The organism is Schwartzia sp. (in: firmicutes), from assembly GCF_978017985.1.
Map to the genome: position 1 here is coordinate 1 of NZ_CDXDFU010000149.1, position 10,685 is coordinate 10,685.

Below are 10,685 nucleotides of genomic sequence, written 5' to 3' on the forward strand. Positions count from 1 at the left end.
GATGGGGGAAAATCGCATAGTTTTGGAAAACCATACCCATGTTGCGCTTGTTGACAGGAATATCATTGATAACATTGCCGTCAACCGCGATAGTACCGCCCTCAATGGAGTTAAATCCGATAATCATACGCAGAAGCGTTGTTTTGCCGCAGCCCGACGGGCCGAGCAGTGTGAAAAACTCTCCCGGTTTTATTGACAGGGACAACCCTTTAATAACCGTATTATCCTGATATTTTTTTACTACATCAGAAATTTCGATGGAAACACTCATTTCTTTTTCCTTACTCCTTCTCAATAAAAAACGCCGACACATAAAGTATCTCCCATGTGCCGGCGCTCTCGTTTTCTAACTTACATGGATTTTTCAAGGTGCTCAGTGAACATCTTGGTAAACTTGTCTTTGTTCTCCGATACCCATTTCTCATCGAATTTCGGAGCAATCTTGATTTTGTCAGCAGGTGTCATGTAATCTGCGAGCTTAGCACCCTGACGAAGCGGGCGCACCGTCAGCGTTGTGCCTACGAGGTTCTGAATCTTTTCAGACAGCATATAGTCGATGAATTTCTTTGCGTTCTCAGGATGTTTGCAGTTCTTGATAATCTGAACGCTCTGCGGAGCATAAAGGGCGCCTTCCTTCGGGAAAACAACCTTTACGTGTGCGCCGCTCTTCACGAGAGAAGCCGCAGGATCCTCCCATGTAAGACCTACAGCATACTCACCGCCTGCTACGCCTTTATAAACCTGACTGGAGCTGTTGGACATCTTGCCCTGAAGCTGAGCGAGGAATTTATCCACATAGTTCCATGCGCCTTCGCTGAACGGCTCACCGTTGCCCATATCATAGAGCATAACGACGAGGGACTGGAATGCCGAGGAAGAATTGACCGGGTCTCCGAAAGCAATCTTGCCCTTAAGAGCAGGATTCAAAAGATCAGCAAAGCCCTCAATCTTCATGTCCTTCGTCATGTCCGTATTAACAATCATGACTGTCGGGTCAGAGAATGCCGGTGTGAAGAATTTCGTCGTGTTGCGGAATTCCGGCATCATGTTTTTGTCCTCAGGAGATACATATTCCTGGAAAAGATCCTTCTTGGATGCGAGCATAGCCTCGCTGCCTGCCCAGAGAATATCTCCGAGAGGATTAGCCTTCTCCGACGCGACGCGCTTAACGACCTCGCCCGTGCCGGCAACGACTACATTTACTTTAATTCCCGTGTCTTTTTCAAAGTTCTGGATAACTGCATTGTTCAGGCTCTCACTGCGTGCCGTGTAGACCGTGAGTTCCTTGTCTCCGCCCTTCGGCGCGTCTGCTTTTTTGTCTCCGCCTCCACAGCCGCTCAAGAGCATTGCCAGAGCACAAAGAAGTGTCCCCAGCAAGAGGAATGTTTTTTTCATTTTTCCGTCGCCTCCGTTTTATTGATTGCCTTTCCGAAACAAACTTATAACCAAAGTATAATACAAAAGAAATTATTTTTCCACAAAACATTATTTTTTTACGTTTCGTCCGTCAGCTGATAACCCAGCGTGTGTGGCTGCCTTCTTCATCCTTTGTAACGATAAGCTGGTCTTCAATACTCTGCTTCAGCTCGGACACATGGGAGATAACTCCGATAAGCCTGTCGCTGCCTGCCATGCGCTGCAGAATGCGCACTGCCTGCCCGCATTTTGCTCCATCAAGGGACCCGAATCCTTCGTCGATGAACATGACATCGAGACGGATTGACGCTGTCTCGGCCTGAATCTGGTCCGCCATACCAAGAGCAAGTGAAAGTGCCGCCATGAATGACTCACCTCCGGAAAGAGAATCCACCCTACGTTCATTATTATTCACGAAGGAGTGCACCAAGAGATCAAGCCCCTGATTCTTTCCGGCTCCTGCATCCTCAATATTCATCATGCGCAGCTCGAACTGTCCTCCTGACATCGTATAAAATCGCTGATTCGCGGCGTGAAGGATATTTTCCAGGTAATATCTCTGCACGAATGTTTCAATATCCATACGGGCGCCGGTAACATTGCCGGAAAGGCGGCTGTAAAGGCCGTCTATGACCCCGTAACTGTGCATGCGCTCTTTTCTCTCGGCAAGCCCATTCAAAAGATTTTTATACGCGGCTTCATTGGTTTTTACACGTCCCGAAAGCTCTTCATAACGTGTCTGTGCTTCCTTCGCTACGGTATCGGAAGCATCCGCTGCAGCTTTCAGCGCGTCTATATCAGGCTTTTCCTGTCCTTTGACTGCTTTGTCTGCGGACGCTTCAACTGCCTTTGCGCTTATTATCTCCTGCCTGAACTGCTGAACCTCATCCCGAAGTGCAGCTGACTCATCTTTTTCATGCTCGCGGGTAAGCTCCTGCCATTCAAGCTCGGAAAAATCTTTTGACCGGTAAACAGATTCGTATTCATCAAGGCGTTTTTGTAATTCCTCTTTCTTTTTTGGTATCTCCTTTTTACAGCTTTCAATCAACGCTTTCGATTCATTCATTGCTTTTGCCGATTTTTCGGCTTCATCATGCGCCATTTCAAGCTTTTTGTCCTTATCTGCTTTTTCATTCTGAGCCTTTTTGAGGGCCTCCCTGGCCTCAGCTTCCGTTTCGTACTCGTTCTTTCTTTTCTTCAGAGTTTCAAGAGCCGCTGCAGCAGAATCAAAGTCTGTCTTTGCTTGGCTCTCATTTTGTAAGCTCTGTTCCTCTGCCTTTTTCAGAGACTCACGTTTTTCGTCCGTTTTCTGCAGTTCGTTTTGAAGCTCATTATACCGCTTTATTTTTTTCTTCAGCGATTTTTCCTTCTCGCCGAGTTCATCACTTGCTTCTGCAATCATTCTCTCGGCAAGCGGAAGACGAAGCTCATCAGGAACCTCAATAACCTTTTGCATTGCGCTTCTCAATGCACTGAGCAGCCCCCTCAGCTCTTCTTTTTTTGCTTCAAGTGCCGCATTTTTTTCGCCTGCAGCTTTCGATGAAGCTTCCTGTGCTTTTGCGCAGCGTTCCGCTTCTGTCTTTGCCTGCTCCACCATCTCCCGGGTCAGGTGCTCCTGTCCTTCGGGAAGTCTGCATGGTGCAGGGTGCTCTACGGAGCCGCACACAGGGCAGGGCTCACCCTCATGAAGCTGTTCCCGTGCAAGGAAGCCCGCCTGCGCGTCGAGAAACGCTTTCTGAACGGAAACGAATTCTCCGTTTGCGGTTTCATAGTTTTTTCTGGCTGTCGCGTACGTTTCCGAGGCGGTTTTATAATCAGCGATGTATTTATGGTATTCATCATTCGCTGTTTTTGCAGAGTTCAGGTGTACCTCCGCCTCCCTTATGGAAGCGATTTTATTTTCCACGTCCTTGAATTCTGCTCCTGCATTCTGCAAAGAGTCTGCTTCTTTGCGCTTGTCATTGATATCCGTGTCGAAGCTTTCCAGTGCTTTTTTTGCCGTTTCCTTTTCCGAAGCCGCCTTTTCCCATGCGCTCCTTGCAGTGTTGACTGTTTTTTCAGCACCCTTGAGTTCGTCAAAGAGCTTAAGCGCAGCATCAGCCTTTACCTTTATTGCCGCCAGTCCGCCCTCTGCTGCCTGCTGCGCGGTCTTTGCCGCAGCCTCGGTTTTCGCAGCACTCTCTGCCTTTTCTGTAAGCCCCGGCAAAAGCTTTTCCTGCGCGGAACGTTTTTCCTCTGAACTGCGCAGGTCCTTATCAGCGTCCTCAAAACGTCTGTAAACCGCTAAAATATCGTATGCCGCGGCTATACGGTTTGAAAGCAGCTCCTTTTTCTCCATCTCAGCCGCAAGCTTTTCTTTGTCCGCTATTGTCTTTTGAGCATTTTCCAGCTGATTGAATGACTCCAAAAGTGCTTCCGCTGTCGCAAGTGCCGCCTTTTTTTCGTCACGGACACGTGCAGCTTCCTTACGCTCGTTTTCCAGTTTTGAAAGTGCCACCCGATCCTTTTGACAGAAAGCTTCGAGCCCCTCCATAAGGGCTTCAAGCTCTGAAACCGCAGGCTTTTTCGCAGTTTTTATAGAATCACAATGCTTAGAGAGCTCCTGTTCCTCCGTAAACTGCAGGATTCCCACCTGTGCCTTTACATCAGCCCAAAGCTTATCTATTTCCGACTGCTCTTTTCTGCGCCGTTCCTGAAGCTCGTCCACGATTTTCTGATATATTTCCGTATTGAAAAGCCGGCGGAATATTTCCTTTTTCTCATTTGATTTCGCAACCAACAGGCGACGGAATTCTCCCTGGGCTATCATACCGACCTGCATGAACTGCTGCTTTGTGAGTCCGATAAGTTCTATCAGCTTTTCATCTGTTGTTTTTGTATCGTATTCCGTTCCGTCCGGCATTGTCAGAGATACGGACCCGGACTCTTCCTTTTTGCCGTTACCCCGCTTCAGCGGGCGGATATGGCGCGGTACACGCTTTACAATATAAGTCTTTCGTTCTCCACCGTCTTCCTCTGTGAAAACAAGCTCAACAAAAGGCGTAACATCAATCCCGACGAACTGACTCTGAAGTGCCTCTCCTTCTTTTCTGTTATCGTCGGCGCTCACTGCTCCGTAGAGGGCAAAAACCATGGCATCAAAAATAGTCGTTTTCCCCGCGCCCGTGTCTCCCGTAATCAGGAAAAGATTCTGATTCGGTTTCGTGAAATCAATGACCGTCTTTTCGCCGTACGACCCAAAGGCCTGCATTGTAAGTTTTTCCGGTCTCATATCACTTCACCCCCCGAACCGCATTTATGACATCACGCAAAACATCCTTCTCTTCGCCGTCAAGGTCGGACAAAAAACCGGTACACAGGTCAAAAGCATCAAGATGCTTTACTCCCGTCAGCTCCGCGTGATAATCAGCCATACGCACATTCTCGCGACGTATCTCCAAAAGATTCGGGAACGCCTGATGCAGACGGTCCTGTATGTCCATGGAATCCTGCTCATTTTTGTCAGTAAGCACAGCCGTAATATAATCACCTGAGGGCTGAGCAATAAGCTCTTCCAGTGTCCCTTTAAGCACACGGACCTCTCTCAGCGGCTTCAGAGGCAGCACCTCAGTGGATACCTCTCCCTTTGCTCCCATAGTTACTTCAATGATTCCCTTCGTCTGTCCTGCTTCGCTGACAGAGCATGCGAGCGGAGTACCGCAGTAGCGCAAGGTCTCCGAGCCAACCTTCATTGGCTTATGAATATGCCCTAGAGCAGCATAGTCAAAGGGTGCCAGAACCTCAGCGCTGACCGCGTCCACGTTTCCCACCGTCGGGATTTCCGATTCCATCCGTTCAACGCTTTCCGCCTTTGTACCCGTCGGCAGAAAAAACTGATGGCTCACTATGACATTGCGTTCTTCCGTATCAATATTTTCCCCTGCTATGAGACGGCGGATTGATTCCTCGTAGGTAAGACTGCTCTCGTCCTCCGCTGCGACGATGCCGCGTACCATAGACGGTTTCACGAAGGGCAGCAGATAGAAATTAACTGCGCCGTTTTCATCATGCAGAACGACCTTTTCTATATGCTCTCCCTTGCGGCGAGGGGGAAGTCCAATCATGTGAATGTGCTGACGGCTTAAAATTCCACGGAACACATTTACCCTGGAACCGCTGTCATGGTTTCCGCTTATCATCATTATTTCCGCATTCGGCGCAGCTTCAGTGAGCATATTCACGAAATCATCAAAAAGCTCAACAGCCTCCGCCGACGGAATTCCTTTGTCGTATATATCTCCCGCTATAACGATGGCATCAGGCTGTCTGCTCTTTACAAAAGATACGATTTCTTTGAAAACATGCCGCTGGTCCTCACCCAGGTCATGATTCATGAGCTTCAGTCCGATATGCAGATCCGACAAATGAAAAAAGCGCATATCTCTGCCTCCCGAAAAGATTATTTATCTTATAATTATACCATCATTCAATCGTTACAAATAAAAAAGAGCCTTCTCCTTTAGGGGAAGGCAGCAATTTTATTCCGATTATAGCTTAACGTTCGTCGATAACATATCCTTCAGGCGATATTACCGTAACACGCCATGGAAGCAGCTTGCCGCTCCTTTGAATAGCCTCTTTTACCGCATATTCCATACCGCCGCAGCAAGGAACCTCCATGCGGACAACATGTATGCTCTCAATATTGTTCTGCCTGAGAATTTCAGTCAGCTTTTCGCTGTAATCCACAGGATCAAGCTTAGGACACCCGATAAGCGCCACCTTACCACGGATAAACTTTTGATGAAAGCCTGCATAGGCATACGCAGTACAATCGGCAGCAATCAAAAGTCTTGCCCTGTCAAAGTACGCAGCCTTTATCGGCGCAAGCTGAATCTGAACCGGCCATGTACGAAGCTCGCTTGCTTCCTGCGTCTGAGCTTCCGCTGCAGGCATTTTATTTTCCTGCACATTAAGCCTTTTTGCAACCATTCCCGGGCACACAAATTCAGCAGGCTTCTTCATTGCTTCCTTACGTGTCATGACGGCTTCCTCATCGTATGCTGCCGCTTCACGCTCTATAATGGAAATAGCATCGGCAGGGCATGCGGGAAGGCAGTCCCCCAGCCCATCACAGTAATCGTCCTTCACAAGACGTGCCTTTCCGTTCTCTATCTGAATGGCATTTTCATGGCATGCATCAGCGCAAAGACCGCAGCCTGTGCATTTCTCCTCGTCAATTGATACAATCTTTCTAATCAACTGTATTCTCCTCTTTCTTATCCTTACAAATACTGCTCAAATTTATTCCGGTCCGCTACCATAATTTTTCTTCCGTCAACGCTCAGGATTCCGTCTCTCTGCATGGCACCCAGCTCCCGCGACAGGGAAGGACGCGTTACCGCCAGCCAGTCGGCCAGAGTCTCGCGGCTTCCATCAAGCTCCATCACACCATTTTCATCCATTTCCTGAAACACCAGACGTGCCAGCTTTTCGCGCAGGCTCCCTCCGGATAATACCTGCAGCTTGCGGTTCATGGAGTATGCTTTCCGTGCGAAAACAGAAAGCAGATTTCTCTGCAGCACAAACTGCGCGCGGGAGCCTGATTCTCCGCCATCACCGAAGCATGAGCCCGACAATGCCAAAAGCCGTGTTCCTGCATCAGCCTCCACGTATATATCGTACGGCTGCTTCAGGAACAAGTAGACCTCTCCGAACATATCACCGGGCTCGTTGATAGTCGTAAGCAGAATGTGACGTCCGGAAAAAGCGCTTTTCTGTATATGTATAGCTCCTGAAATAAGAATATAGATATATGCAGGGCGGTCTCCCTCATGGAAAACCGCTCCGCTCTCTTCATATACCAGTTCTTTTGCGCTGCTTGACGCTATGAAATTTTCCAGTTCATCTTCACTCAGTCCCGCAACCAGCGGATTTTTCCCGAGAATCTCTGACAGAATCTGTCTTCTTTCATGCGTCATAGCATTCGCCCTTTCATCAGCCTAAAAGTGTTTTTATATCCGACTCAACATCTGTTATTCCGCCAATACCGAAATTTTCCACCAGCACATTGGCTACGTTCGGTGAAAGGAATGCAGGCAGTGTCGGCCCGAGATGAATATTTTTTACTCCAAGGTGCAGCAGTGCCAAAAGAACAATAACAGCCTTCTGCTCATACCATGAAATGTTATAAACAATCGGAAGCTCATTGATATCATCAAGTCCGAATACTTCCTTCAGCTTCAGTGCAATAAGTGCGAGAGAATAGGAATCATTGCACTGTCCCGCATCAAGCACACGGGGGATTCCTCCGATATCGCCCAAAGGCAGCTTGATATATTTATACTTTGCACACCCTGCCGTGAGAATAACCGTATCCTTCGGCAGCGCCTTTGCAAAATCCTCGTAATAGCTGCGGGATTTCATTCTGCCGTCACAGCCTGCCATTACGACAAATTTCTTTATCGCGCCTGATTTAACAGCCTCAACAACCTTGTCAGCGAGCGCAAATACCTGTTCATGGGCAAAGCCGCCGACTATAGTGCCGTGCTCAAGCTCCTTAGGCGGCCGGCATTTTTTAGCCAGCTCAATAATCTGAGTGAAATCCTTTTTTCCGTCCTTCGCATCAATATGCACACAGCCTGGCACACCTGTTGCTCCCGTAGTGAAAAGACGTGCCTTGTATGACTCATTCGGCGGAACAACGCAGTTTGTCGTCATCAGTATCGGACCGCCAAAGGCCTCGAACTCCTCCTTCTGCTTCCACCACGCATTTCCGTAGTTCCCTGCAAAATGAGGATATTTTTTGAATTTCGGATAGTAATGCGCCGGAAGCATCTCGCCGTGAGTATAGACATCTACACCTGTTCCGGCAGTCTGCTCCAGAAGCATTTCCAAATCAAGGAGGTCATGACCTGAAATCAGTATGCCCGGATTATTACGGACACCTGTATCAACGGAAGTAATTTCCGGATTGCCGTATGCTTCAGTATTCGCCGAGTCAAGAAGTGCCATGGCCTTTACGCCCTGCTCACCTGCAGCAAGCGCAAGTCCTGTAAGAGCCTCTGCCCCGATGCTGTCATCCAAAAGCTTTGCAAGCGCCGCCTGCTGAAAAGCGTCGATGGTTTCGTCCTCTTTTCCAAGCACGTTCGCATGCTTCATATACGCAGACAGGCCCTTGAGTCCATAGGTGATAAGCTCACGCAGGCTTCTGATATCCTCGTTTTCCGTGCGAAGAACACCGACTGTTACCGCCTTTGCGGCAAATGCTTCCCTTGAAGCAGACCATACCGCGGCATCAGGCAGTCCGTTTTTATCTGTCAGCAGCCCTACAAGCTCGTTTCGCACAGCCATTGTCTTTTCAATACGGCTGATAATATCATCACGGTCGAAATTTGCATTCGTTATGGTAACGAAAAGATTAAGCGTTACCAGGTGATTGACTTCGCGGGAAACCTTCTTTCCTTCCTCGCGGAGACGTGTCGCAACAGCTCCAAGTCCCTTAGTTACATATACAAGCAAATCCTGCATGGCCGCCACATCAGGAGATTTACCGCAGACGCCCATGAGCGTACAGCCTTTTCCTCCTGCTGTCTCCTGACACTGATAGCAAAACATTTTATTCTCCACAAAAATTCCTCCTGTTAAATACATGATTCATTCCATGGAGAGTATATATTTTTATGCCATATAAATTCCGTACCATTTGTTACGGGCAGAAAAATTTTTTAATTAATCTTTGCAGCCGGCAATCCCGCGAAACAATCCCTGCTCAAGCTTTTCAACGTCCAGATTCGAATAGTTCAGCACAAAAATATGCTCGGCATCGGGATGCTCACCTTCGTAATACGCCGCCAACGGACGCATATGTATACCCATGTTTTCCAGTCGCTCAACAATCTCCGCGTCACTCTGCCGTGTATTGAACCGCAGAAGAAAATGGAGTCCTGAGCCTCGTTCAATTATAGAGAGCCTTTTTGCATTCTCGGATGAACGCAGCAGGGACAAAAGCTCTTCTCTCCTGCGTCGATAAATATTTCTCATGCGGTTTATATGCTTTTCAAAATACCCGTCCCCAATGAACCGCGCCAGAGTATACTGCTCGAAGTTCGAGACGGTACAGTTGTAAAATCCGACCTTTTCAAAGAAGGGTTTTACCATATTCGCAGGCAGCACCATATAGCTTATACGGATAGTAGGCGTGAGACTCTTACTGAAGGTATTCATGTATATAACACGTCCTGCCGCGTCTATACTCATAAGCGTAGGTATAGGACGTCCCGTCATTCGGAACTCGCTGTCGTAATCATCCTCGATAATGCAGCGCCCCGGTTTGCGGTTCGCCCACGCAAGAAGCTCATATCTGCGGCTTACAGGCATGATGATTCCCGTAGGAAAATGATGCGACGGGCTGATATGAAGAATATCCGTCCCGCACCGTTCCACCTCATCAAGACGGACCCCCTGTGTGTCCATATCTGCCGCAGCACATACAGCCCCGTTGCTTTTATACACCTTACGGATACGGTCATAGCCCGGATTTTCGACACAGAAAATCTTGTCCCTGCCGAAAAACTTCACAAGCAGACTGTACAAATACTCCGTTCCCGCACCGATTACTATCTGCTCGGGCGACACAACAAGCCCCCGAAAGCTGCGCAGATGGTCTGCTATTGCCTGTCTCAGCGCCAAAACTCCGCCGCTGGGCGAGCGCATCAAAAGCTCGTCAGATGCCTCACTTACCACCTGACGTAAAAGTCTTGTCCATATTGCGAAGGGAAAATCCTCCGCACGCATTGTATTCGCCGTAAAATCAATCTTCCATGCCTTTGCCTCAGTCTGCGGCAGCTCAGGAACTTCCGCAGGCTTCGCCTGAACCGGCATTTTTTCAAGAGTCTCCGTAACGAAAAAACCCTTCTTCGGCGCAGAGCGGCAGTATCCTTCCGCTGTAAGCTGCCCGTAGGCATTTTCCACGGTTATCGTGCTTATACCGAGATTACGTGCCAAAGTTCTCTTCGACGGCAGCTTTTCACCCGGGGTGAGACGCCCCGCAAGTATATCATCACGAATGCATCGGTAAAGATGCTCATAAAGAGGAATTTTCCCCGTATTCTCAAATGAATATGTCAGCATCGTTACGCCTCATTTCCCCTGTGAAATGCGTGGGGCGCACGGCGTATCATCTGCATGACAAGGCTGTCCGAATGCGGCATAAGAAGCACAGTGTACTGATTCCACACATAGGGACTATCCGTTGTCCTGCGGCGGCGGAACTCCTCGGAGAGATACCC

The 10,685-nt window shown here is 48.5% G+C and carries 8 protein-coding genes; all 8 read right to left on the bottom strand.

Going from position 1 to position 10,685, the window contains the following annotated elements:
- Window positions 1-271, bottom strand: a 271-nt coding sequence (locus ACY69O_RS06830; RefSeq protein WP_462332719.1) for an ATP-binding cassette domain-containing protein, incomplete at its 3' end; no start/stop codon positions are given.
- An 80-nt stretch (window positions 272-351) separates the two neighbouring features.
- Entirely contained in the window at window positions 352-1,395 is a 1,044-nt protein-coding gene (locus ACY69O_RS06835) for an extracellular solute-binding protein (RefSeq protein ID WP_462332720.1), read from the bottom strand.
- A 112-nt stretch (window positions 1,396-1,507) separates the two neighbouring features.
- Complete coding sequence (locus ACY69O_RS06840; protein WP_462332721.1) at window positions 1,508-4,687, bottom strand: AAA family ATPase; 3,180 nt, start codon at window positions 4,685-4,687, stop codon at window positions 1,508-1,510.
- Window position 4,688: 1 nt separating this feature from the next.
- Complete coding sequence (locus tag ACY69O_RS06845) at window positions 4,689-5,834, bottom strand: exonuclease SbcCD subunit D (protein WP_462332722.1); 1,146 nt, start codon at window positions 5,832-5,834, stop codon at window positions 4,689-4,691.
- Between the two features lie 115 nt (window positions 5,835-5,949).
- Entirely contained in the window at window positions 5,950-6,657 is a 708-nt protein-coding gene (locus tag ACY69O_RS06850) for an ATP-binding protein (RefSeq protein WP_462332723.1), read from the bottom strand.
- A 23-nt stretch (window positions 6,658-6,680) separates the two neighbouring features.
- Window positions 6,681-7,376, bottom strand: coding sequence for a Crp/Fnr family transcriptional regulator (locus ACY69O_RS06855; RefSeq protein ID WP_462332724.1), 696 nt, complete (start codon window positions 7,374-7,376; stop codon window positions 6,681-6,683).
- A 16-nt stretch (window positions 7,377-7,392) separates the two neighbouring features.
- A complete protein-coding gene (gene hcp / locus ACY69O_RS06860) occupies window positions 7,393-9,024 on the bottom strand; it encodes a hydroxylamine reductase (protein ID WP_462332725.1) in 1,632 nt (543 codons plus the stop codon).
- A gap of 102 nt (window positions 9,025-9,126) precedes the next feature.
- The gene (pdxR, locus tag ACY69O_RS06865; RefSeq protein ID WP_462332726.1) at window positions 9,127-10,527 is read right to left on the bottom strand and encodes a MocR-like pyridoxine biosynthesis transcription factor PdxR; all 1,401 of its coding nucleotides are present in this window, start codon (window positions 10,525-10,527) and stop codon (window positions 9,127-9,129) included.
- Between the last annotated feature and the right edge of the window lie 158 nt (window positions 10,528-10,685).

Excerpts from the sequence above, each read along its gene's own strand:
- ACY69O_RS06835 (WP_462332720.1), bottom strand. The coding sequence starts at position 1,395 with ATGAAAAAAACATTCCTCTTGCTGGGGACACTTCTTTGTGCTCTGGCA.
- ACY69O_RS06840 (WP_462332721.1), bottom strand. The coding sequence starts at position 4,687 with ATGAGACCGGAAAAACTTACAATGCAGGCCTTTGGGTCGTACGGCGAA.
- ACY69O_RS06845 (WP_462332722.1), bottom strand. The coding sequence starts at position 5,834 with ATGCGCTTTTTTCATTTGTCGGATCTGCATATCGGACTGAAGCTCATG.
- ACY69O_RS06855 (WP_462332724.1), bottom strand. The coding sequence starts at position 7,376 with ATGACGCATGAAAGAAGACAGATTCTGTCAGAGATTCTCGGGAAAAAT.
- pdxR (WP_462332726.1), bottom strand. The coding sequence starts at position 10,527 with ATGCTGACATATTCATTTGAGAATACGGGGAAAATTCCTCTTTATGAG.